Here is a 21,574-nt window from a genome sequence, read left to right on the forward strand (position 1 = left end):
CAGAGGAGAACGCCTTGCCACAGCAGACAGCGGCCGAGCAGGTGACCACGGGGACCGGTACGGCCTGGTCCGCCTGGCACCTGCACCTGGCCTCGAACGCACAGTCATTGCTCGACCGTGTGGTGCAGCATGTGATCGCCCCGGTGGTGCAGACCCTCGACGGCGCGCCCTGGTTCTTCATCCGGTACTGGGAGGCGGGCCCCCACCTCCGGCTCCGCATCGGCGACCTGAGCCCCGCGGAGCACGACCGGGTGGAGGCGCTGCTGCGTGAACTGCTCGCCACCGCGGGCCGGCCGGCGGAGGGCGAGGTAGTCCTCAAAGAGGAGGCGTACCGAGCCGAGGCCGGACTGCTCGCTCGCGGGGAGTACGGCAGCGACCACGCCGTTGTCGCGCTCCGGCCGCCGGGCGTGCACCGTGCCGTCTACGAGCCGGAGACCGAACGGTACGGCGGCCCCACCCTGATGCCCGCAGCCGAGCGGTTGTTCCAGCGGTCGAGCGAGCTGGTGGTCGCGCTGCTGCCCCACGTGTCGACGCCACAGACCCGCTCCGCGCTCGCACTGCGTGCCACCGTCTCCGCGGCCGCCGCCCTCGGCGACGGAGCCGAACAGGCCCTGTTCTACGCCCACAGCCTGACGGCCTGGCGGGCCTGGGCGGCCGGCCTCGGCAGCACTCCCGCCGAACTCGACCGGCTGTGCCACATCCCCGAGGGAACCGCCAAGCCCGTCGACCCGGACCAGCACGGGCCCTTCGTCAACTGGCATGCGGCCCTGACCGACTTGGTCCGGGAAATCCGCGTCACAACAGAACACGTGCCCGGGCAGATCGTCGTCTCGCACGTGCACATGCTCCACAACCGTCTCGGCCGCACACTCTTCGACGAGCTGCGCACCTACGCGTGGCTGGAGCGCGCCTTCCCCGTCCACCAGGAAGTGCGGACATGACCGGCCGCCCGCGTATCGCCGTGGTGGGATCCGGCATCGGCGGCCTGACGCTGGCAGCGGCCCTCGCCGAGTCCGGTACACCCTGCGAGGTATTCGAGCAGACCCGCGCGATGGCCGAGATCGGCGCCGGGGTGCAGCTGGCTCCCAACGCCGCCTGTCACCTCCAGCGTCTCGGCATCGGAGCGGCACTCACCCAACACGCCGTCCCCATCGAAGAGATGCACATGTACGGCCGCCGGGGCGACCTGATCACGAGCACACCGTTCGGCGCCGCGTGCGAAAGGCTGTACGGGGCGCCCTACTACGCCGTGCACCGCGCCGACCTTCAAGGGGCGCTGCTCCGGCTGGTCGGCCCCGAACCGCTGCGACTCGGGCACCGGTTGACGAGTGTCGCCGCCGACGGCGACGAGCAGGTCCTCACCTTCGAGAACGGCTCCACGCACCGCGCCGACCTCGTGGTGGGTGCGGACGGCATCCACTCCGTGATCCGAGAAGAACTCGTCCGGGACGCACCCGTCTTCTCCGGCCTCGGCGTCTTCCGCGGACTGATTCCGGTCGACCGGCTGCCCGACGCGGCACGGGAACCGCTGATCAGGATGTGGCTCGGTCCCGGCCGGCACCTCGTCTGCTACCCGGTGTCCGGTGGCCGCCTGTTGAGCTTCGCGGCGATCGCCCCGCTCGCCGCGGCGACGGCGGAGTCCTGGTCCGCGCAGGGCGACCCCGCCGCGCTCATCGACGCCTTCGACGGGTGGAGCGGCCTCGTGCCCGACATCACCCGCGCTGCGGACACCGTCCGCCGGTGGGCGCTGTACGACAGGCCGGTCCTGCACACCTGGTCGGCGGGCCGCCTCACCGTGCTCGGCGACGCCGCCCACCCCATGCTCCCGTTCATGGCGCAGGGCGCGAACCAGGCCGTCGAGGATGCGGTGGAACTGGCCTCGCTGCTCGCAGGCGCCGGCACCGACGAGATTCCGCAGCGGCTGCGCACCTACGAGCAGGCCCGGGCCCCGCGCGCGGCGGCGATCCAACAGGGATCACGCGGCCACTCGGAGACGATGCACCTGCCCGACGGACCGCGGCAGCGTGAACGGGACCAGGCGCTGCGGCACGCCGCGGGCATTACCGGCCTGCGCGAGCGAGCCTGGCTATACGGCCACGAGGCCGGCGCTCGGCCCTCGCAGCGCGCGGCAACAGCAGAGGAAAGGGAATCAGCGTCATGACGGACACCAGCCTGCGGGTCGCCGTGGTCGGGGCGGGAGTGTCGGGACTCGCGCTCGCCATCCTGCTCCGCCGCCGCGGCGTGCGCTGCGACGTCTACGAGAAGTCAGCAGCGCTCGGCGCGGCGGGCGCGGGGATCCAACTGTCCCCGAACGGGGCCCGCATACTCCACGAGCTCGGTGCCGAAGCGGCGCTGCGCCGCAAGGGCATCACGGCGCAGGCCATCGAGACGCGCCGCTGGAGCGACGGCACGCTGCTGTCGCGTGCCCCGTACGGAGACGCCTGTGTCGAACGGTTCGGGGCGCCGTACCACCTCGTGCACCGAGCCGACCTGCAGGCCTGCCTCATGGAGCTGCTGCCACATGGCGGCTTGTCCCTGGGGCGGGCGGTGGACAGCGTCGTGGACCACGAGAGCCACGCCGAACTGCGTTTCACGGACGGCGGATCAGTGACGGCCGACGTGGTGGTCGGCGCCGATGGAGTGCACTCCGCGGTACGCTCCGCCGTGCTGGACGACCGGCCGGTCCACGCGGGTTACTCGGTGTACAGGGGACTCGTATCAGCCTCCTCCGTACCCTCTTTCACGACCGACCCGCGGGTCATGTTCTGGTTCGGGCCGGGTCGCCACGTCACCTACTACCCTGTCTCGTCCGGACGGACGGTTCACTTCAGCGCGGTGTGCGCCGACCCGCACTCAGGCACAGGCCCAGGCAGGGCTCCCGCCGACACCGAAGGGCTCATGGCCGAGTTCGAGGGGTGGCACGAGGATGTCCGGCGGGTGCTGAGCACCGCGGACTCGGTGACGCGTTGGGACCTCTTCGACCGGGACCTGTCCCACCGGTACGTCACCGGACGGGTCGCCCTGTCCGGCGACGCGGCGCACCCCATGCTGCCCTTTCTCTCCCAGGGCGCGAGTCAGGCCCTGGAGGACGCCGTCGTCCTGGCGGACGTCCTCACCCGGCACGGTGACGACGTGCCGGGCGCCCTGCGCGCGTACGAAGCCGTTCGGATGCCCCGTACCGCCGAGGTGCACCGGCAGTCACGCCTGCGGGCCGATTCCTTCCACCTCCCGGACGGTCCTCAACAGGCGGCCCGCGACGCCGAGTTGACACACCACCAGGACCTCTCTCACCTCGACTGGCTCTACCGGGCCGACCTTCGTCCGGCACCGGCCCTCGCCGGGCGCTGACAGGTCCGCTGATCAGGCACGAACGACAGGGCGGGGCCACCCGGAGGCGGCCCCGCCGTCCGTGCGTCCGCGGCTCACTCTGGCCGCGGATCCCAGCGGAACCGCCGTACGGCCACGACCGCGCCCAGCACGCCCCACGCCGCCAGCACCGCAAGCTGCTTCCAGCCGTAACCGCCGGACGCCCCGGTCATCGCTGCCAGCAGGGCCTCGTTGAAGGGCCTGACCGGTAGCAGCCCGGCGACGGTGTTCAGCGTGCCGGCGTGGATGGGGAAGTAGCTTCCCGAGATGAACACCAGTGGGAACTGGATGAACTGCACCAGGGCGGGCGCCGATTCGGCACTCCTTACCAGTGAGGCGACGCCGGCCCCGAGGGCGCAGAAGCTCGCGGCGCCCAGCACCAGGATGAGGGCGAGCTCCGCCCAGTGGGCGGGCAGCGGGACACCGTAGAGCCTGCCCACCCCGATGACCAGCACGATATCGATGACGCTGACCAGCACACAGTGAGCCAGCAGTCCGACGAAGTAGATCCAGGCCGGAAGCGGGGTCGTGCGCAGCCGCTTGAGCATCCCGGTCTGCCGCCGGGTCGACAGCACGATGGCCAACTGGCCGTAGCAGGCTCCTAGTACGGAGACCGCTGCGATCGTCGGTGTGTAGTACTCCATCCCGGACAGGCCGAAGTAGAAGTCGGACTTCTCGGTGCCGCCGAACACCGCGCCGAAGATGGTGACGACGAGCACCGGCAGCAAGAACGTGAAGACCGTGGCCTGCGGATTGCGCCAGAAGGAAAGCTGCTCGTAACGGATCTGATGCATCACGAGGCGTGCGCGCCCGCGGCCCGCTGGGCCCGCAGGAAGGGAGGTGGCGGCCGCGGGAGCCGACGTCGAGACGGTCATGTGCGGCTCCGGTTCCGTCGGCGCCGACGCGCGCCGGACTGCTGAGGCTCTCCGACTCCACCGACCTTGTCGGCTTCGCTGTTCTCGAAGGAGCGGGTGATGTCGAGGTAGACGTCCTCCAGCGAAGGCCGCTCGACGGACAGTCGCTCGAGCGTCGTGCCTTGGCTCAGTGCCCATCCGGTCAAGGAGTGCAACAGGGCGGTAGGTTCTGGCACTTCGATGTGCACCAGGCCGTCCTTCACCGTCAGGCCCCTCGACACCGGCAGGTCCGCAAGTTCCGTGGCTTCCGGCAGTTCGAAACGAATCCTGGCGAGTGCACGGTCCCTCCCGCCGAGTTTGGCCGGCGTGCCCGACTCGACGATCCGGCCGTCCGCGATCACGGCCACGGAGTCGGCGAGCGCCTGCACCTCGTCCATGTAGTGCGTCGTCAGCACGATGGTGGTGCCGGAGTCCCGCAGTTCCCGTACCAGCTCCCAGGCGCTGCGCCGCGCACTCGGGTCGAAGCCCGTGGTGGGCTCGTCGAGAAACAGCAGCCGCGGGTCTCCGACCACGCCGAGTGCCAGGTCCAGACGCCGCTTCTGCCCGCCGGACAGGTCTTTGACCCTGGCACCCCGCCTCTCCTGCAGACCGACCAGTTCGATGACCTGGTCGACGTCCCGGGGCGCCCGGTAATACCCGGCATCTCGCGCGATTGTCTCGCGCACGGAGAGATACGGTTCGACGGGGTTGTCCTGCAGGACCACCCCGACCCGCTCCCGCAACTCACCACTGGCCTCGGGGGCCTGGGGGTCCACGCCGAGCACCTCCACCCGGCCCGTGTCCCGGCCGCGGAAACCCTCCAGAATCTCCAGGGTGGTCGTCTTGCCCGCGCCGTTGGGACCCAACAGTGCGAAGATCTCGCCCTCAGCCACGGCGAAGTCGATGCCGCGCAGTACATCGCTACTTCCGTAGGCCTTCCGCAGGCCTTCCACCACGACCGCCGTCACCGTGGCTGCTCTCGTTCGTCCATGTCGTTGCTCCTCCGTACCTGCTCCGAACGCCTCCGCGTGGGCCGCGGGCGGCTTCCGACGCTAGGGCGACGACGCGGCCGGAAAGGGGCCGTCTGGAACGGTCGGTGACGTGCGTCATGAAAAGGAGGACAGTTGTCAATCGCGAAGTCGGGTTGGGGGAGAGGCGCTGAGAGGACTCAGGTCCGATCCTCCTCGGTTCGTGATGACTCGATCGTGGTTCTGATCGTTGAGCGGGACACCCGCTACGCCTCAAGCGCTGTGCCGATAAGGCGTATCAAGGCGCGGCCTGCAACGTCCGAATCCCGTTCAAGCGACGGCAACGTCGCCACAACACCACCCACGCCAAGATCCGATGCGTCGGCGAGCAGCCATGGCCACGCTCAAGTGCTGGCGCCTCCTGCGCAAACTGCGCTGCAGCACCAAGCGCATCACCGTGAGCGTCAAGGCCGTCATCTCGCAGCCGCGGCAGGATGAAAACTCCTCACCTCAGCTGGTGCGCCTCACCGTGAGGAGGAGTGTGAGGGGGCCGGCTGGTAGCAGGAAGCGTCCGTGTTCGGCTGCGTCGAGGGCGGAGTTGAGCGGCCACCAGTCGAGTTTGAAGTCCTGCTCGGTGTCGGTGAGTTGCTGTGGTCCGAGGTGCAGGTTCTGGGCGAGGAAGAGGTGGATGCGGGCGGTTGAGGCCAGTGTCATGGCGTAGTTGCCCAGGGCGGTCCAGGACGATGCGGTGACGCCGGCCTCTTCTTTGAGTTCACGCTTTGCGCAGGTGAGTGCGTCTTCGCCGTCTTCGCGTCGTCCTCCGGGGAGGAACAGGAAGTCGCCGCCGTGGCCGGGGAAGGGGGCGCTGAGGATGGCGACTTTGCCGGTGTTGTCGAGGGCTGCGACGACGGATGCGTCGCGGGCGGGTGCATCGCTCATGGGCGGTGAGCGTAGCGGTCACGCTGTGAGCCAGGCGGCGAACGGCACGGTGGTGACGGTGGGGTGGGCGATGCCGCGGCCGTGGAAGCCGTCCTCGCCGTATGCGTCCCCGTGGTCGGCGCACAGGATGATCAGCCAGGGGCGGGTGGCGGTGAGGCGGTCGATGAGGCGTCCGAGGTGTGCGTCGGCGTAGGCCAGGGCGGCCTGTTGCGAGGCCGCTGTGTCGGCGTGTTCGTCGAGGTAGTGGCCGTGTGGGACGTGGGTTGCCGAGATGTTCACGAACAAGTAGAGCGGGTGCTCGGCGTATTGGGCGGCGAGGTCGAGGGCCGTGTCGACTTGGTGGCGGGTGGAGTCGGGCTCGGGCGAGCCGAACTCGGGGCGCCAGTGGTCTTCGTCGAACAGGTCGGGCAGCACGTTGCCGAGCGGGGTCTCGCGTGAGAAGTAGGTGACGCCGCCGACGCATACGGTGCGGTATCCGTGGGCGTTGAGGCCGCACAGGAGGTTGGGGGCGTCGAAGACGAAGGTTTGCTTGTCGACTTCTTTGAAGGCGGGCGGTCGGCATTCCCACAGCCGGGGTGGCTGCTGTGGGGAGGGCAGCTTGGGCAGGAATCCGGAGAAGAAGGCGATGTGCGCGGGGAGGGTGAAGGTGCCGGGTGTCCAGCGCCGTTCCCAGGTCCCGTTCGGCAGGAGGCGGGCCAGGTGCGGCGTCCGGCCCTGCGTGAGTGCCGTGGTAGCGACGTCGTAGCGCAGTGAGTCGAGGGTGACGAAGAGGATCGGCGTGCCGGTGCCGATGATTTCGGCGGCGTTGATGTGCACGCAGATCAGGCCTTTCCCCGATACTCGATCGTTCCGCGGGCGGCGTCGTTGACGGGGATCGGGACGCGGTCCTGTGCGATGAGGTCTCGGATGGCGGCGAGTCCGGATTCCTCGGTGAGTGGCTTGCCGTCGGCGTCGAACAGCGCGACGGTGACCTCGGCGGAGGGGGTCGTGCTGATGTGTGCGCTCGGAACGGAACCCAAGTCAGCTGTCACCAGGCCGAGTTCGTCGGGCTCGGTTGGTTCCTGCAGGGCGGTGACGAGGCACTTGTAGTGCAGTGCGTTGATGGCGCCGCGGGCGAAGCGCGTCGCGTACTGGGCGCTGATCGCCTCTCCGTCGTGGGCGACGACGACATGGGAGGCCTTCTGGGTGACTACGAGGCAGGCGCCGAGCCACCAGGCGACGCCGGCATGGATCTGGCTGGGGTGGTGGCCCGTGGCACAGCCGTCGCGGATGACGGCTTTGGCGTCGATCGGGTTAAGCACGGGTGCGCTCCAGGGTGTGCAGGATCTCGTGGGCGACTTGGTCGGGCGTCTTGTCGTCGGTGTCGATCCAGATGGCGCTCGGGTCCTGGGATGCGACAGCTTCGAAGTTGAAGAGGACCTGGTCGAGGCGGCCGGGCACGGTGAGCAGGTCGGTGTCGTCTTGTTTGAGGTCGCTCTTGGTGCGCATGCGGGCCTGCAGGGTCTCTGTGCGGCAGCGCAGGTAGAAGGTGTGGGTGGGCTGGACGATGTAGGGCAGGAACGGGGCGGCGAGTTGGCGGACCTGCTCGACGGGGATGCCGTGGGCGGCGGCATGGCAGGCGAGGACGGAGGACTGGTAGCGGTCGGCAATGACCGGGGTGGCGCTGCGGGCCGTGCGGACGCAGTCGGAGGAGTGCAGCAGGCCGGAGAGGTAGAAGCACAGCTGGGGCAGCGGTGCGAGGTGGCTGTTGGCGGCCTTTGACCAGTCGTTGTGGGGCCGGGGGAGAGTGTGCAGGCTCATGGCCTGGAGCCGGTGGGTGAGGAGATTTTCCAGCGTGGACTTCCCCATGCCTGAGGGGCCTTCCAGGGCGATGAACGGATGCTCGGTGTCGCCGTAGGTGCGTGGCGTATACGCGAGAGGCAGGTTCACAGGGTTCCTTCCGTGAAGGCGGTGACGTGTTGGGCGACGGCGGTTGCCAGAGCATGTGGATCGTCAAGGTGCTCGCGTAGGTCCATGCGCAGGTCGTCGCGGAGCAGGCAGGGCTGGAGGCCGCCGCCGTGGTCGACGCGCAGAGCCCAGAACCCCTCGATGCACTGGGAGCGCACAGGGCAGGTTCCGCACTGGCCGACGTGATGTCGGCCGAGATCGCGGTGGATGACGTCGATCTCGATCCCGTCGACGCGGAAGACACGCCGTCCTTGCCCGACGCCGGCGATTTCCGTGTGCTCGTCGCTGGTGAGTGTGCGCAGGTAGCGGATCGCGTCGTCCGCGGAGACGGCAGCGTCGGCGTGCTGGCTGTTGAAGCCGGTGTCGACGAGTTCAATGAGCTGCACCGGCATCCGCCGTTCCAGCGCATAGTCGAGGATCGCTGCGATTTCGTGCTGGTTCTGGCGTTGCAGCAGGGTGTTCAGCTCGACGCGGGGCATGACCTCGCGGGCCGCCTCGATGCCGTCGAGGACGGCGCCGATGCCGTGCGGAACCCGCGCGATCTCCATCAGCGACTCGTCGGAGAAGTAGTGCAGCGACACCTTCACCTTGTCGAGTGGTGCGCCTGCCAGCCATGCCTGGTTGCGTCGTACCAGCAGACCGTTGGTGATCAGCGTGTATGAGGAATCCGGTGCGGACCGGGGGAGCTGTTCCAGGACGGGGCGTGCCCAGCGGGAGAGGAGGGGCTCGCCACCGGTGAAGTAGACGCGCTTGAGGCCGGCGTCCATGAGACCGGTGATGGTCTTCACGTACGCGGACGCGTCGAACTTCCGCTCGCGCGGCTTGTTGCTGCGATCGCGGTGAGCCTCGGGGGGCGGTACATCCCCTTCGTTGTGGCAGAACCAGCACAGGGCATTGCAGTGCGGCGTGAAGGAGACCCGCAGTTGACCTCGGAGCGCGGCGAAGTTGCGCAGCGCGGTGAAGTCGGCCTCACCGCCGGGATGCCCGGGCGAGGAGAGACGCAAGGGAATGGACATGGACGAGACCTCCGGGGGAATGGTGAATCGGGCTTGGTCGTCACCGAGTTGGATGCGGGCAGGGCTGGGCCACGCCCTCGTATATGGGGCGGGCGCAGGTGAGCAGGCTGATTCTCGATAGACGCGACAACAGGGGAGGAACCGACGGGGAGCGATCACATGTGCTGACTCGTCCCGACGGCAGGGATGTCCTCGACGGATACGAGACACCAGGCCACGGAACCGTCCGGACTGAATCCCCACGTGCCGTCCAACTCACCGATCAACGCGTCGACGAGAAACAAGCCCCGGCCCGACTCGGCGTATTCGCGGGCGGCTTGGGGAGACGGGACGGTCGCCGGCGTGGCGTCGTCCACCTCGATGCGGACGACCCCGGGCTCAGGGCTGCAGCTGCGGTACGTGACCGGTCTGTCGGCCCTGCTGTGCAGGAGCGCATTGGTCATCAGCTCCGACACGATCACCGCAAGAAGCTCGACGCGGTGCCTCGGCATGCGGCACGAGCCCGTAAGCCACTGCGTGCTCTCGAGACGTATGGCGCGCACCTCTTCAGGGGCAGGGCTGACGGTCCGCTCGACCGAGGTCGGCCACGGCAGTTCTGCCGATGCGGCCTTGGGTGCCGTGCTGGTCTGTGCAGGCATGCTGGTGCCTCCCCAAACATGGGTCGAACGGGAACACCCGCGCGAGCACCGCGCGCCGAGATCCCTATACGGGCACATGGACGCGGACCGTTTTGCCGCCCCCATCGCGCAGGAACCAGGACAGCGCGCCGCCCAGGGCGTGGATGACGTCGAGCCCTCTTCCGCATTCGCTCTCGTCGTCGGCGCCCCCGCGTTCGCGGAAGCGGGAGAGGCCCGGGACGGGATCCGACACTTCGATGAGGAGCGCGCAGTCCTCCAGGACAGCGAGACGGACGTTCATCATGTGGCCGGCCATGCGGCCGTGGCTGATGGCGTTGGTGGCGAGTTCAGATGCTATGAGCGTTGCGTCCTGCTGATCCCCGGACCACCGCCACATCACCAGCTGGCGCCGGGCGTGGAGCCGCACCAGCGGCACCACCTGGTCCACCATCGTGTAGTCCATGGACCACTCGGCCACCACGGGGGCCGTGGCGACTGGTTCACCAGTAGACACGATCACGGTGTCTCCCTCATCGGGTGTGGCCCGGCCACTGTCGACGAGGAAGTCCCCAGCGCCCACAGCGAATCCACTAGATCGTCTGGCCGGTTCACAACACCATGCCGACAGGAGCGGTTTCTGGCTTCCCGCTGGGAGGTACCCCCATCATGGGTAGGCTTCTCGATCACTTCCTCGAAAGACTGAGGCTCACCAGCAGGCGCGATGGGGCACCTCATGAGCGAGTACCAACCAGCGACGGCCTTACCCGAAGAGACCTTGCAGCTCCCGGAGCTGCGGGCAGCGATCAAGGCACACAACTTCGGCGAGGTGTTCCGCCTGGCCAAGGCCCACGCCGGGATCAGCTACTCCAAGTTGGCGGCCGAGTGCGACATCAAGCCGGAACGCGTGGGGTCCCTCGCAAGGGGAATCGGTAGCGTCACTACCTTCGACAAGATTGCCGCCATCGCGGATGCTCTGCGCATTCCAGGGCATCTGCTGGGACTCGCCGACCGGTCGTGGGAGGCGAAGAACACAGCCCGAGATGGAGCAACGGCATTGCGACGCAGGGAGTTTGTAAAAAAGGCATCCGGGTCGATAGCGGCAGCGAGCCTCATCGCCCTGACTCCGCTGGAAACCGGGGGACGGCTCGGGGCGAGCGATGTCGAGCAACTACGGCGTCGGACGGCCCGGCTGCGCCGACTCGACGACGTGCTCGGTGGAGGCGACACCTTCAAGCTCTACCTAGGCGAGTTCCACGCGACACGGGGGCTCCTGCGCGATTCCAGCTACAGCGAAGCCACCGGGCGGGCTCTACGCTCCGTGCTCGCCGAACAGGCACAGCAGGCTGGCTGGGCTGCCTTCGACGCCGGACGCCACCCGGAGGCGCAGGGACTCTACGAGGCCAGCCATAGCGCGGCACAGGCCGCCGGCGACGTCGCACTCGAAGGTAACGCGCTCGCCTTCCTCGCCTACCAGCACTCGTCGACCGACCGGGCCAAGGCAGTCGCCACAGCGATCGAGTCGTGCCGGACAGCGGGGCCGGGCTCACCGGCTGGAGTCCGCGCCCTGCTCCACGAGCGCCTGGCGTGGGCACAGGCAGTCGCAGGGAACCCACGCGAGACAGAGGCGGCCCTGCACACGGCCGAAGCCGCCCTGCGGGAACCGGACGGCAGCCCAGTCCCCGACTGGGCTGCCTGGGTCGACACTGATGAGGTAGAGATCATGAAGGGCCGGTGCTGGACGGAACTCCGCCGCCCGCTGCGTTCGGTCCCTGTCCTCGAAGCCGTCCTGGCGCGCTTCAACGACACCCACGCCCGAGACAAAGCCCTCTACACGTCGTGGCTCGCCGAGTCCTACCTGTCCGCGAGCGAGGTCGAGGCCGCCGCCGTGACCGCAAGCCGCGTGCTCGACTTGTCCGCCGGTGTCGCATCGGTACGCCCCCGGCAGCGGCTCGCACCCACGCTGTCGGCGTTGGCGCAGCACCGAGGCTCACCGGAAGTCGATGACCTACTGGAGCGGGTACGGGCCTAACCGAGGTTCTTGTCGACCCAGCCCCGAAAGTCCTCCGACGATTCGGCGAAGACAACCGCGTTCAACTCGGGCCGCTCCCACGGGTGATGCGCAAGAACGAACTCCTCCAGTTCGGAGTACCGGTCAGCGCGCGTCTTGAAGAGGACTCGGTACTCCTCGCCGGTGCCGAACTCCCCGTTGTGCCAGAACGCGGAGACGACCGGGCCGATAACCTGCGCGCCCGCGGCAAGCCGACTGCTGACGACGGCTTTGACGAGGACAACTGCCTCATCCTGGGTAGCCGTTGCGGTGGCGACCTGAAGATAGTTCGTCATGCGCCAAGCCTAGGCACGACACGGGCCAGCGGGTAGAGCGCACCCGGTCACTCGGGGCGCGCGGACAGCTCTCGCACGACGATGAAGTGCCTCGGTGGCACGTTCGGCCTGTGGGGCCCGTCCAAGGCCTGGCAGTACGTCACCCCTTCCCGATCGTGTAGCACACCGGCCTTCCAGGCCGATGCCGCAGGCCGTGCATGTACCGCCAAATCCCATCGGGACCCTGAATTCGTCATCAGATGTTTTCATGGCGCGGACCGTAGATGTCCCGGCCCGGTACCGTCTCGTGCTGCTTTGGGCGGACCACCGGATTACGCCGACGGTGGGAGGCGGACGGCACCCCGCAGGCAGCATCAGCAGCAACAGCGAATCAGAATCAGATACTGCACTCATGATGCACAGTGCCCATGAAGAAAAGGCCCCCTTTCGCTGTCCCAACTGGTGCGCGTCCCACAATGACGAGGAGAGGCGTACCGGCGAGGAGATCGACGACATCCTCCACATGGCGAAGACCGCCGATGTGCTGCCCGACCCGGACGATGCCCGCGGCACTCCGTCGTGGGACGGCTTCACGGTCACCCTCTGCGCCGAGACCAACGAGGACGGTTCTCCGCGCCCAGGCCGGCTTGAGATCGTCATCGACCAGGCTCACTACTACGTCAAAACACCTCACGCTGCCCGTAGGCTCGAAGACGACCTGGAGTCCGTGCTGCATGCCGTGCGGGACTGGCGCGGAATCATGGAAGTCGAGCAGTCACTGGCGCACTGACGAGCCTCTGCTTACGTCGAGCCCCACGTCCGGTCTTGGCCCAAACCCGCGACGGCATCGCGGATGCGAGATCGGACACGACGCCGGCCCCTCCACCGTCCCAGCGTTCCTGTCGCCTTGTCGGGGTCGGTGTGGGCGGTCCATCCGCAGTCCAGCCCGTCGAAGACCTCGACCCAGCCGACTTCGGCCTCACGGCTCCGGTTGAGGGTGCCCGCGTTCTAGACGAACGCGCTGTTGGCGAGCGTGGCCGCCTCCGCCCGCGCCCGTACGCGCGCACCGTTCCAGTAGGCCAACCGGAGTTCGGGGGTGCGCGCGAGTCGGCGCCCCTTGTCCGCTGCTCGGAGGGCGTGGGTGCTCGTCCGGGTTCGGAGGCTGGCTGGCGTGCACTGCCGCAGTCGTACCGTGGCGCAGTCTCATCGGCTGTGACGCGGGTTCGGAGATGGGTCGGCGCCGCCCAGAGTGAGCCACGGGGTGGCTGGTGAACGGCAACGCGGAAGGGACCGGATAGCCGCCGGTCGTGGCCCAACAGCCCATGTACTCAAAGCTCTTGTACGAGGGCGGTTCCGCTCTTGTTCGGCCCGACGGTGTGGTGGTCGCGTTCCATTCGCGATCAGTCAGAGGGGCCTGCTCATGGCGCCACTTGTACTCACCACACTCATGCTCTGCACCGCGTTCGCCAAGGCCGGACCGTATGCCCTGGCCGATGTGCGGCTGTGCTTCACAGCGGGCAACGGACGCCATCGCCGGGGTGGCGCCCGGCACGCCGCGCGGGGAGGCCGTCGATGAACGGCAAGCCACCGCTGCCGCGCCGCGTGGGACGCCGACCGGTGACCGTATGCCAGTGGACCGACCACACTCCCAACGTCACTGCCCTGGCCCGGACTGCCCTTCGACAAGTTCTGTTGCCGCTGAAGTTCGGCGAGGAGCAGGTTGACGATGTCGTGCTCGCCGTCTCCGAACTCGTCGCCAATGCCACCGAACACGCGCCGGGGCCCTACGCCCTCCGGCTGCGCCGTACGAGCGGCGAGTACGTCTGTGAGGTCGAGGACACGGACCTGCACATGCCCCAGTTGCCTGTCTTCCCTGCTGCCGCGCCCTTCGGGCCCGTTCCCGACGCGCGGGGCGGCGGCATCGATGCGCTGCTGGCGGTGCTCGGCGAACGCGGGCGGGGGCTGCACATCGTCGATGAACTGACCCGTGGGGCCTGGGGCTTCACCGCGCGGGGAGCGGTGAAGGTGGCGTGGGCGGCCTTTCCCTGTCCAGTGCCGCGCATTTGGTCGCGGTGTCCGTAGGAGACAGTCGCAGTGAGCGGGGATGCTGCATACGGCTGTGTTCGTCCAGCGGGACTCCGAGGGGCGACTGCAGTGGGCTTTCGGCTGCGGGGCGGGTTCCGTTTGTTGCCCCTCCGCAACCTCGCCCCCAGGTATGGAGTTGGCGGAGTGACACGGTCGAGGCCCGATGAAGACGGGGCGCTGAGGAAGTGCAGTGCGCCCTGGCGCTTGCGTCACCCGTTGGGGTGAACGGACTCCACTGATAGGCGTGTTGACCTGGACTTACGCGGCAACCCGGAACCGGCGCCGCCGGATCCGGGTTTGCGGCCGATCGCCGGGGGGATGAAGCGGGTCACGCCAGAGAAAGCGAAGAGTAACCGTCCATAGCAATGGGTGACTTCGTGCTGGTGAGATCGGGGGGCCTCGGCATGGGGAATGCACTGCGGGCTGGGCTACTTGGGGCGAGCGCGGCCGCCATAACGCTGTTGGTGAGCGGGTGCGGGGGCGGTGTCGATCACGCGCCGAAGGGCCCGAAGGGTGGGACGGCGAAGCCTTCGGTATCGGTACCGGCCACCGCCACCGACGGTGGAGCGAACGCCGAGGAACGGGGAGCGCTACGTGCGTACGAAGCGATGTGGAAGGACGCGGCGGCGGCGTCGAGGACTGCGGACGAGCATCACCCACGGCTGAATGATCACGCGCAGGGTGGAGCGCTCGGGTTGCTGCGACTGACACAGCGAGAGACTCGCAAGGCAGGGAAAGTTGCGACTGGTGGGGCCGAGGTCGCTCCCAAGGTTGTCGACAGCCGCGATGGAGTCGTCGAAATCAATGACTGTGTGGACAGCACGTCCTGGGCCACGCAACGCAAGGGCAAGAGTTCCGAGGGTGCAGAGCCGGGAGGGCACCACTTCACCGAGGCCACTGTGAAGATGACCAAGCGCGGCTGGAAAGTCTCGGAACTTACGTGGCGGGGCGTGGGCACGTGTTGATCTGGAACGCGGCATCAAAATCGACGCGAACTCTACGGGTCTGTGTGGTGGGCGTACTCATCGTCGTCGGCTGTGCAGGGGTCTCTTGGGCGGGTGGAGATGGCAGCACAGACTTCCTCGCACCGACGGTAGGGATGGAGTGCGCGTCGCCGCGGTGCGACATGGCCGCGAAGACGGAGGGAAGGCGGGGCGCTCCTCCATCGCGCAACCAACGGGGCAGCAGTCGCGGTAGTGGCGCGGCTCGGCATGCGGGAGACGGCGGCAACGCGGGCACGGGTGGGAATTCGCCTGGTGGCGGTGGAAGTGCGATGGCGCCCGATGGGCCGCCGACGGTCGATTCCACGGGTTGTGAGTACTTGGTGGAAGGAGGGCTGTGCGTGTTGCCGCTGTTCGGGGCCGAGGACGCGGACGCCGAGCTGGCGGGCAAGGGTGGCGGAGAGAAGGGCGGCGGGGAGAAGATTCCCGTGGAGGTGGTTGCGCGGCAGGCGGTCGGCGAGTTGGTGATGCCGGAGCCGGTGATCCGGACGAGTCCGGATGAGAAGCGGGCGCAGCTGGTGCGGGTGCCGACGTGGTTGTGGATCGACAAGGGTGTGTGGGAGCCGGTCTCGAAGACGGTGAAGGTGCCGGGGGTTTCGGTGACGGCGACCGCGACACCTGTCGAGACGATATGGGAGACGGGGGACGGGGCGTCCGTGGTGTGCGAGGGGCCGGGGACGCCGTACGCGAAGAAGTTCGCGGCCGATGCGTCGTCGCCGGACTGTGGTCACACCTATCGAAGGTCGTCGGCGGGCCAGCCGGACGACGCCTACACGCTGACGGCCACGATCGTGTGGGACGTGCACTGGCACGGCGGCGGTCAGCAGGGTGCGGTGCCCGGGCTGCAGACGCAGGCTGAGGTGCCGTTGCGGGTAGCCGAGGCCCAGGCGCTGGTCACGGACGGGGCCTGAGCGGGGCGGGACGCGGCGACAGCCGCCGGTTCGTGCGCCGGGCGTGGCCCGGGCGGCGAGAAGCAGGGCCCGTTCTGAGGGCCTGAGAGCCAGTCAATTCTTGATCATGTGGGGTGCGTTGTGGGTACTTCCTTGTCTTCTTCCGGGTCGGTGAACGGGGCCGGAGATGTGTGGGCTCGGCTTCGGTCGCAGTCGCGCGGTGGGCGGGCGGCGCCGCCGGGTGGGGATCCGGTTCGGGTGCGTTCGCGGGTGAGGCCGGGGCTGGTGGCGGTCGCGGTGGCCGGGATGCTGGCGTGCGGGGCGGTGTTTGCGTGGATTCTCTCCACGTCGGGCGAGCGGGCTGCGGTGTTGTCTGTGGTGCGGCCGGTGGCGGCGGGTGAGGTGATTCGGGCGGACGATCTGGGGGTGGTCCGGCTGGGGTTCGATGACGCCTCGCAGGTGGTTCCGGCAGGACAGCGGGGCGCGGTGGTGGGGCGGCGGGCGGTGCTTCCGCTGGCGGCCGGGACGTTGCTGGGGCCGGGGCAGGCGGGGCGTGCGGCGGCGTTTCCGCCGAGTGGCAAGGCGCAGATCGTGGTGGCGGTGGAGGCGGAGATGCTTCCCGACGGGTTGAGTGCCGGGCAGCGGGTCGCGCTGGTACCGGGAGTGCCGCCTGGTGGCCGCGTCGCGGAAGAGGAGGAGAAGCAGGCGGCGGACCCGCTGGTGGGGGTGGTGAACGCGGTCAGTCGCCCGCAGGCGGCCTCGGACAAGGGGGCGGTCACGGTGCTGGTGGATTCGGCGGCGGTGCGGGACGCGGCGCGGATCACCGATCCGCGGATCGCGGTGCTCGGTCCTGCCGTGACGGAGGTGCCGTGATGCGCAGACTCGTCGCGGTGGGGTCACTGAGCGGGGCGCCGGGGGTGACGGCATTGACACTGTCGCTGGCCGCCGCGTGGCCGACAGCGCAGGGAGGGGCGCAGCCGGTGGTGGTCGAGGCCGACGTGTCGGGTGGTGATCTCGCGACACGGTTCGGACTTCCTGAGAATGAGGGCTTGTTGATGCTCGCGGCCGGGGCGCGGCGGGACTCGGTCGGCAAGGAGTTGGAGGCCTGCGTGCTTCAGGCGCCCGGCGGGCTGCGGGTGGTGGTGGCGCCGTCGGGTGCGGAGCAGGCCGCGTCGTGTGTCGCGGAGATCGCCTCGTGCCTGCATGCGCTGCGGGGCGGTGAGACGGACGAAGGCGTGGTGCTGCTCGATCTGGGGCGGCTGACGGAGGGGCCCTCGCGTCACCTGGCGCGGGCCGCGGACCGGCTGGTGATCGTGTGCCGGGGGCGGGCCGAACCGCTGGTGCATGTCGCGGTGCGCGGGGAGTGGCTGGCCGAAGTCCCTGCGGAGCTGGTCGTGATGGGCCCCTGTTCGTACCCCCAGGTGGAGATCGCCGAGGCGTTGAAGGTGCGTCGTGAGCGGGTGCATCTGCTGGGCTGGGACGCGCGGGTGGCAGCTGCCCTGGACGGACGGGGGCGGGTGGGGCGCAGACGGTGGCGGCGCTCGCCGCTGACCGCCGGGGCGCGCGCACTGGCGGCGCGCCTGGTGGGCGCGGACGAGGGCGTGGCGGGGAAGGTCGGGGGTGAGCTGGCGCAGCTCGCCGGCCGTGCCTGGCCCAGCACTGCGTCGGCTGTGAGGGAGGAGCGGTGAGGCGGCAGGAGGCGTTGAGCGTGGTGGATGAGCAGGTCGCCGTCGAGGCGATGCGGGAGTCGGTGGGTCGCTCCCTGGCCGGGTTCGCGCATACGCGCACGGAGTCCGGGCTGCCCGTGCAGAACACCGCCGAACGGCGCTCGCTGGCCCGGCGGCTCCTGGGCGACGAGCTGACCGCCTACAACCAGACCCGCCTCACCTCGGGGCGCACCGTACTGGATGACGGTGCGCGCGAGCGGATCGAACGCGCGGTGATGGAGGCGCTGTTCGGGCTGGGTCCGCTGGAGGAGCTGCTGGCCGACGAGCAGGTGGAGAACATTCAGATCAACGGCGCGGACCAGGTCTTCGTCCGCTACGCGGATGGTCGTGAGGAACGGCGGGGCGCGGTGGCGGCCTCCGATGCGGAACTCGTCGACCTGGTACGCCAGATTGCGGCCCGGGCGGGGCTGGAGGAGCGCCGTTTTGACCGGGGCTCCCCGGCGCTGAACGTGGCGCTGCCGGACGGCTCCCGCATGTTCGCGGTGATGGGTGTCTCGCACCGGGTGGGGCTGACGATCCGCAAGCACCGCTACAAGCAGGTCACCATGAAGGATCTGGTCGCCCGCCTTGAGGTGTGTGACGAGGCGATGGCCGACTTCCTGACGGCCGCCGTGCGGGACCGGAAGAACATCATGATCGGCGGTGGCACGAACGTCGGCAAGACCACCGTCGCCCGGGCGTTGATCTCCGCGATCCCGCCGGGGGAGCGTCTGGTCACCATCGAGGACACCTTCGAGCTCGGCCTGCACGAGAACCTGGAGGCTCACCCGAATGTGATGGCGCTGCAGGCCCGAGAGGCGAACCTGGAAGGTCAAGGCGCCATCGACCAGGCGGACTTGGTGCGCTGTGGGCTGCGCATGTCGCCGGACCGGGTCATCGTCGGCGAGGTCCGTGGCTCCGAGATGGTCCCGATGTGCAACGCGATGTCGCAGGGCAACGACGGATCTCTGTCCACCATCCACGCCTCCACCTCGGCGGGGGTGTTCACCAAGCTCGCCGCGTACGCGGCGCAGTCGCCCGAGCGGCTGTCGCTGGAGGCCACCAACCTGCTGATCGCCTCCGCGCTGCACTTCGTGGTGCACCTGGGCTGGGACCGCGCCGGCCGTCGCACGATCGACTCGGTGCGCGAGGTCGTCGGAGCAGATGGCGGCCAGGTCATCTCCAACGAGATCTACCGGCCGGGCCCCGACGGCCGCGCCGTGGCCGGCGCGCCGCTGCGTACCGAAACCCTGGACGGCCTGGTCAACGCGGGACTCGATGTCGCGCTGCTGCGCAGTGAGAGGTGGAGGAGCGCCGGATGATGACGACACGAATGCTGTGGGGCCTGGCTCTGGGCATCGGATTCGCCTGCTCCATGGGCCTGTTCGCCTACGGACTGCGCGCACCGGCCGCGCGGAGCACCGCATCATGGCGCGGGCGGCTTCCGGCCTCGCTGAGCGGGCGCCGGCTGCTGTTCGCCGGCGCGGGCGCACTCGCCGTCGCCCTGCTCACCGGCTGGCCGGTCGGCGGACTGCTCGCCCTGGTCGGGGCGTTGACGCTGCCGCGGCTGCTGGGCGGGGACAGGCAGGCAGGAGCCCGCACCGAGGTACTGGAGGCCCTGGCCACCTGGGCGGAGATGCTGCGCGACACCCTGTCGGCCGCGGCCGGCCTGGAGCAGGCGATCCTCGCCACCGTGCCCGTCGCCCCACCCGCACTGAAGGAACCGGCCGAGGCGATGGCAGCGCGGATCAACGACGGGCAGTCGCTCGGGGACGCGCTGCGCGCCTTCGCCGACGACATCGATGACCCGGTCGCCGACATGGTCGTCGCGGCCCTGGCCATGGCCGCCGAACGCCAGGCACGCCAACTCGCGCCGCTGCTCGGTACGTTGGCACTCGCGACACGGGAACAGGTGACCATGCGGCTGCGGACCGAAGCCGGCCGGACCCGGGTACGTACCTCGGTACGCGTCATCACCGTCACCACCCTCGGCATGGCGGGCGGCCTGGTCGTCTTCAACCGGCCCTACCTGCAGCCGTACGGAACGACCGTGGGGCAGCTGGTGCTCGCCGTGATCGGGACGCTGTTCGGCCTGGGCCTGTGGTGGCTGGCGAAGACCGCGGCACTGCCGCAGGAACCGCGAGTCCTCAAAGCCGCCACCGCGGCCGGAACGGCCGGGGAGGTGAACGGCCGGTGACCGGCATCCTGCTCGGCATCGGCTTCGGCGCCTTCATGGCCCTGGCCGTCTACGGCCTGCATCCACCGCGGCCGTCCCTGGCACAGCGAGTGGCCGCGCTTCGCCAACCGCTGCCCGTACCCCTGCCGTCCATGGCCAGGGCGGGAGGACGGGGTGGCTGGGCGGCGCGCGCCGGACGCGGTGCCGTCCCCGCACTCACAGCGATCGGCCTGCCCGGCAGCTCCCTTGGACGGGATCTGCGGCTCGCGGAGGTGGAGGCGGAGCACTTCCTGGCGGAGAAGGCCGCGGCCGGACTCGTCGGCGTGATCGCGCCCGGAGCGGCGATGGCGGCCTTGTGGGCACTCACCGGGACGGGTCCCGGCTGGCAGGCTTCCGCCGCGGGATCTCTGGCGGTCGGCGCCGTGCTGTTCTTCACCCCGGACCTGGGCGTACGCGCGACCGCGCGGCGGCGCCGCGACGAACTGCGGCACACGCTGTCGGTCTTCCTCAACCTCACCGTCGTCGCCCTGGCCGGCGGCGCCGGAGTGCACCAGGCCCTGGGGGATGCCGGCGCCTCCGTGCACGGCTGGGCCGCCGCCCAACTGCGGCGCGCACTGACCGCCGCCGAGGTCTCCCGCACCAACGTCTGGCACGAGATCGGCGAACTCGGCCGCCACAGCGACGTACGCGAACTCACCGAACTCGCCGCGACGGTCTCCCTCGCGGGCAGTGAAGGAGCCAAGATCCGGGCCTCGTTGGAGGCGAAGGCGAGCGCGATGCGCACCCGCCGCCTCACCGAGAACGACGGCGCCGCACAGGCCGCGACGGAACGGATGTCACTGCCGGTCGTCGTCCTGTTCACCGCGTTTCTGATCTTCATCGGGTTCCCGGCGATGCACAAAGTCCTCGCCGGCTTCTGACACCCGTACGACCCGCAACACTCCCCGGGCCCTCACGGCCCACGGGGACACATCAGGAGGTTCGTCATGCAGATGCACACCATCCCCGCCACGGCCCGGCGCTGGGGCCACTGGATCAAAGAGAAGAACAAGAAGGGCGGAGACGCCGGGATGACCACCGAAGCCGTCATCGTCATCGCCCTGATGGCCATCCTGGCCATGACCGTCGTCGGGATCATCGCGGCGAAGGTCACCGCCAAGGCCAACGGAATCGACCTTGGATAGCTGGCCACGAGCCCGAACCCGAAGCTGGGCCCGGGCATCGGCTCGGATTCGGGGCCGGTTCCGGTCGCTGTCCGGCGGGGCGGCGGCCGACCGGGGCTCGGTGACCACCGAACTGGTGGTGGCCATGCCGCTGTTGGCGACGCTGCTGTTGCTGATCGTGCAGTTCGCGCTGGCCGCGCACGCCCAGCACATCGCTCAGACGGCCGCCTCGCGCGCCCTGGCAGCCGCCCGCGCCGAGGACTCGACCGCCGCCGCGGGCAGCGCGCGGGCCTCGTCCACCCTCGAACTGCTGGGCGGAAGGGTGCTGCAGCATCCGGCCGTGGACGTGCGGCGCGGCGCCGCACAGGTCACCGTGAGCGTGCACGGCGGCGTGGCCGCCGTCGTACCGGGCCTCGATCTGCAGGTGACAGGGCATGCGGCCGGGCCGGTCGAACGCTGGTCGTCACCGGCGGGGGAGTGAGCGA

Annotated in this window: 24 protein-coding genes and 1 pseudogene; 15 read left to right on the forward strand and 10 right to left on the reverse strand. The window is 69.4% G+C overall.

Going from position 1 to position 21,574, the window contains the following annotated elements; all coding sequences use genetic code 11:
• Positions 1-14 precede the first annotated feature (14 nt).
• From OG746_RS36315 to OG746_RS36325, 3 genes are read left to right on the forward strand one after another with little or no spacing between them, the layout of a single operon-like run.
• Complete coding sequence (locus OG746_RS36315; RefSeq protein ID WP_266722522.1) at positions 15-941, forward strand: thiopeptide-type bacteriocin biosynthesis protein; 927 nt, start codon at positions 15-17, stop codon at positions 939-941.
• Positions 938-2,161, forward strand: a complete 1,224-nt coding sequence (locus tag OG746_RS36320; protein ID WP_266722524.1) for an FAD-dependent monooxygenase — start codon at positions 938-940, stop codon at positions 2,159-2,161. Before OG746_RS36315 ends, OG746_RS36320 begins: the two co-directional genes overlap by 4 nt.
• The gene (locus OG746_RS36325) at positions 2,158-3,348 is read left to right on the forward strand and encodes an FAD-dependent monooxygenase (protein WP_266722525.1); all 1,191 of its coding nucleotides are present in this window, start codon (positions 2,158-2,160) and stop codon (positions 3,346-3,348) included. Before OG746_RS36320 ends, OG746_RS36325 begins: the two co-directional genes overlap by 4 nt.
• Positions 3,349-3,422: 74 nt before the next feature.
• Here OG746_RS36325 and OG746_RS36330 read toward each other — a convergent pair whose 3' ends face one another.
• Positions 3,423-4,241 carry an ABC transporter permease gene (locus tag OG746_RS36330; protein WP_443063170.1) on the reverse strand — a complete coding sequence of 273 codons (819 nt, stop codon included), beginning with the start codon at positions 4,239-4,241 and terminating at the stop codon, positions 3,423-3,425.
• Entirely contained in the window at positions 4,238-5,227 is a 990-nt protein-coding gene (locus tag OG746_RS36335; protein WP_266722527.1) for an ABC transporter ATP-binding protein, read from the reverse strand. The genes OG746_RS36330 and OG746_RS36335 overlap by 4 nt, the downstream gene beginning before the upstream one ends.
• A gap of 284 nt (positions 5,228-5,511) precedes the next feature.
• Between OG746_RS36335 and OG746_RS36340 the strand changes: the two are divergent.
• Positions 5,512-5,708, forward strand: a pseudogene (locus tag OG746_RS36340) (transposase family protein); the annotation flags it as partial.
• A 29-nt stretch (positions 5,709-5,737) separates the two neighbouring features.
• Here OG746_RS36340 and OG746_RS36345 read toward each other — a convergent pair.
• From OG746_RS36345 to OG746_RS36375, 7 genes are all read right to left on the reverse strand, one after another.
• The gene (locus tag OG746_RS36345) at positions 5,738-6,166 is read right to left on the reverse strand and encodes an NUDIX hydrolase (protein WP_266722528.1); all 429 of its coding nucleotides are present in this window, start codon (positions 6,164-6,166) and stop codon (positions 5,738-5,740) included.
• Positions 6,167-6,184: 18 nt separating this feature from the next.
• The gene (locus OG746_RS36350; protein ID WP_266722530.1) at positions 6,185-6,982 is read right to left on the reverse strand and encodes an STM4013/SEN3800 family hydrolase; all 798 of its coding nucleotides are present in this window, start codon (positions 6,980-6,982) and stop codon (positions 6,185-6,187) included.
• 5 nt (positions 6,983-6,987) lie between these two features.
• Positions 6,988-7,467 carry a hypothetical protein gene (locus OG746_RS36355; RefSeq protein WP_266722532.1) on the reverse strand — a complete coding sequence of 160 codons (480 nt, stop codon included), beginning with the start codon at positions 7,465-7,467 and terminating at the stop codon, positions 6,988-6,990.
• Positions 7,460-8,095 (reverse strand): dTMP kinase, encoded by a 636-nt coding sequence (locus OG746_RS36360; protein ID WP_266722533.1) that lies wholly within the window; start codon positions 8,093-8,095, stop codon positions 7,460-7,462. Before OG746_RS36360 ends, OG746_RS36355 begins: the two co-directional genes overlap by 8 nt.
• Entirely contained in the window at positions 8,092-9,129 is a 1,038-nt protein-coding gene (locus OG746_RS36365; protein WP_266722535.1) for a radical SAM protein, read from the reverse strand. Before OG746_RS36365 ends, OG746_RS36360 begins: the two co-directional genes overlap by 4 nt.
• A 155-nt stretch (positions 9,130-9,284) precedes the next feature.
• A complete protein-coding gene (locus tag OG746_RS36370; RefSeq protein WP_266722537.1) occupies positions 9,285-9,767 on the reverse strand; it encodes an ATP-binding protein in 483 nt (160 codons plus the stop codon).
• 64 nt (positions 9,768-9,831) lie between these two features.
• Entirely contained in the window at positions 9,832-10,260 is a 429-nt protein-coding gene (locus tag OG746_RS36375; RefSeq protein ID WP_266722539.1) for an ATP-binding protein, read from the reverse strand.
• A gap of 219 nt (positions 10,261-10,479) precedes the next feature.
• Between OG746_RS36375 and OG746_RS36380 the strand changes: the two genes are divergently transcribed.
• On the forward strand, positions 10,480-11,775 hold the full coding sequence (locus OG746_RS36380; RefSeq protein ID WP_266722541.1) for a helix-turn-helix domain-containing protein: 1,296 nt from the start codon (positions 10,480-10,482) through the stop codon (positions 11,773-11,775).
• Here OG746_RS36380 and cutA read toward each other — a convergent pair.
• Positions 11,772-12,089: a divalent-cation tolerance protein CutA gene (gene cutA, locus OG746_RS36385; RefSeq protein WP_266722543.1), complete on the reverse strand. Its 318-nt coding sequence runs from the start codon at positions 12,087-12,089 to the stop codon at positions 11,772-11,774. The genes OG746_RS36380 and cutA overlap by 4 nt on opposite strands.
• Before the next feature lie 391 nt (positions 12,090-12,480).
• On the opposite strand from cutA, the gene OG746_RS36390 reads away from it, so the two are divergent.
• The 10 genes from OG746_RS36390 to OG746_RS36435 all read left to right on the forward strand — a co-directional run bounded on the left by OG746_RS36390 (position 12,481) and on the right by OG746_RS36435 (position 21,570).
• Positions 12,481-12,858, forward strand: a complete 378-nt coding sequence (locus OG746_RS36390) for a DUF6907 domain-containing protein (protein WP_266722545.1) — start codon at positions 12,481-12,483, stop codon at positions 12,856-12,858.
• Between the two features lie 782 nt (positions 12,859-13,640).
• Positions 13,641-14,150 (forward strand): ATP-binding protein, encoded by a 510-nt coding sequence (locus OG746_RS36395; RefSeq protein WP_266722547.1) that lies wholly within the window; start codon positions 13,641-13,643, stop codon positions 14,148-14,150.
• Between the two features lie 1,345 nt (positions 14,151-15,495).
• Positions 15,496-16,065: a hypothetical protein gene (locus tag OG746_RS36400; RefSeq protein WP_266722549.1), complete on the forward strand. Its 570-nt coding sequence runs from the start codon at positions 15,496-15,498 to the stop codon at positions 16,063-16,065.
• A 264-nt stretch (positions 16,066-16,329) separates the two neighbouring features.
• Positions 16,330-16,917, forward strand: a complete 588-nt coding sequence (locus OG746_RS36405; RefSeq protein WP_266722551.1) for an SAF domain-containing protein — start codon at positions 16,330-16,332, stop codon at positions 16,915-16,917.
• Complete coding sequence (locus OG746_RS36410; RefSeq protein WP_266722553.1) at positions 16,917-17,732, forward strand: MinD/ParA family ATP-binding protein; 816 nt, start codon at positions 16,917-16,919, stop codon at positions 17,730-17,732. Before OG746_RS36405 ends, OG746_RS36410 begins: the two co-directional genes overlap by 1 nt.
• Positions 17,733-17,782: 50 nt before the next feature.
• Positions 17,783-19,072, forward strand: a complete 1,290-nt coding sequence (locus OG746_RS36415; RefSeq protein WP_266725650.1) for a TadA family conjugal transfer-associated ATPase — start codon at positions 17,783-17,785, stop codon at positions 19,070-19,072.
• Positions 19,069-19,947, forward strand: a complete 879-nt coding sequence (locus OG746_RS36420; protein WP_266722555.1) for a type II secretion system F family protein — start codon at positions 19,069-19,071, stop codon at positions 19,945-19,947. Before OG746_RS36415 ends, OG746_RS36420 begins: the two co-directional genes overlap by 4 nt.
• Entirely contained in the window at positions 19,944-20,846 is a 903-nt protein-coding gene (locus OG746_RS36425) for a type II secretion system F family protein (RefSeq protein WP_266722557.1), read from the forward strand. Before OG746_RS36420 ends, OG746_RS36425 begins: the two co-directional genes overlap by 4 nt.
• 66 nt (positions 20,847-20,912) lie before the next feature.
• A complete protein-coding gene (locus tag OG746_RS36430) occupies positions 20,913-21,110 on the forward strand; it encodes a hypothetical protein (RefSeq protein ID WP_266722559.1) in 198 nt (65 codons plus the stop codon).
• A gap of 100 nt (positions 21,111-21,210) precedes the next feature.
• Positions 21,211-21,570 (forward strand): TadE/TadG family type IV pilus assembly protein, encoded by a 360-nt coding sequence (locus OG746_RS36435; protein WP_266722561.1) that lies wholly within the window; start codon positions 21,211-21,213, stop codon positions 21,568-21,570.
• Positions 21,571-21,574 lie beyond the last annotated feature (4 nt).

Source organism: Streptomyces sp. NBC_01016 (genome assembly GCF_026341035.1).
Lineage (GTDB): Bacteria > Actinomycetota > Actinomycetes > Streptomycetales > Streptomycetaceae > Streptomyces.

Excerpts from the sequence above, each read along its gene's own strand:
- OG746_RS36320 (WP_266722524.1), top strand. The coding sequence starts at position 938 with ATGACCGGCCGCCCGCGTATCGCCGTGGTGGGATCCGGCATCGGCGGC.
- OG746_RS36325 (WP_266722525.1), top strand. The coding sequence starts at position 2,158 with ATGACGGACACCAGCCTGCGGGTCGCCGTGGTCGGGGCGGGAGTGTCG.
- OG746_RS36330 (WP_443063170.1), bottom strand. The coding sequence starts at position 4,241 with ATGACCGTCTCGACGTCGGCTCCCGCGGCCGCCACCTCCCTTCCTGCG.
- OG746_RS36345 (WP_266722528.1), bottom strand. The coding sequence starts at position 6,166 with ATGAGCGATGCACCCGCCCGCGACGCATCCGTCGTCGCAGCCCTCGAC.
- OG746_RS36365 (WP_266722535.1), bottom strand. The coding sequence starts at position 9,129 with ATGTCCATTCCCTTGCGTCTCTCCTCGCCCGGGCATCCCGGCGGTGAG.
- OG746_RS36370 (WP_266722537.1), bottom strand. The coding sequence starts at position 9,767 with ATGCCTGCACAGACCAGCACGGCACCCAAGGCCGCATCGGCAGAACTG.
- OG746_RS36380 (WP_266722541.1), top strand. The coding sequence starts at position 10,480 with ATGAGCGAGTACCAACCAGCGACGGCCTTACCCGAAGAGACCTTGCAG.
- cutA (WP_266722543.1), bottom strand. The coding sequence starts at position 12,089 with ATGACGAACTATCTTCAGGTCGCCACCGCAACGGCTACCCAGGATGAG.
- OG746_RS36390 (WP_266722545.1), top strand. The coding sequence starts at position 12,481 with ATGATGCACAGTGCCCATGAAGAAAAGGCCCCCTTTCGCTGTCCCAAC.
- OG746_RS36395 (WP_266722547.1), top strand. The coding sequence starts at position 13,641 with ATGAACGGCAAGCCACCGCTGCCGCGCCGCGTGGGACGCCGACCGGTG.
- OG746_RS36410 (WP_266722553.1), top strand. The coding sequence starts at position 16,917 with ATGCGCAGACTCGTCGCGGTGGGGTCACTGAGCGGGGCGCCGGGGGTG.
- OG746_RS36415 (WP_266725650.1), top strand. The coding sequence starts at position 17,783 with ATGCGGGAGTCGGTGGGTCGCTCCCTGGCCGGGTTCGCGCATACGCGC.
- OG746_RS36420 (WP_266722555.1), top strand. The coding sequence starts at position 19,069 with ATGATGACGACACGAATGCTGTGGGGCCTGGCTCTGGGCATCGGATTC.
- OG746_RS36430 (WP_266722559.1), top strand. The coding sequence starts at position 20,913 with ATGCAGATGCACACCATCCCCGCCACGGCCCGGCGCTGGGGCCACTGG.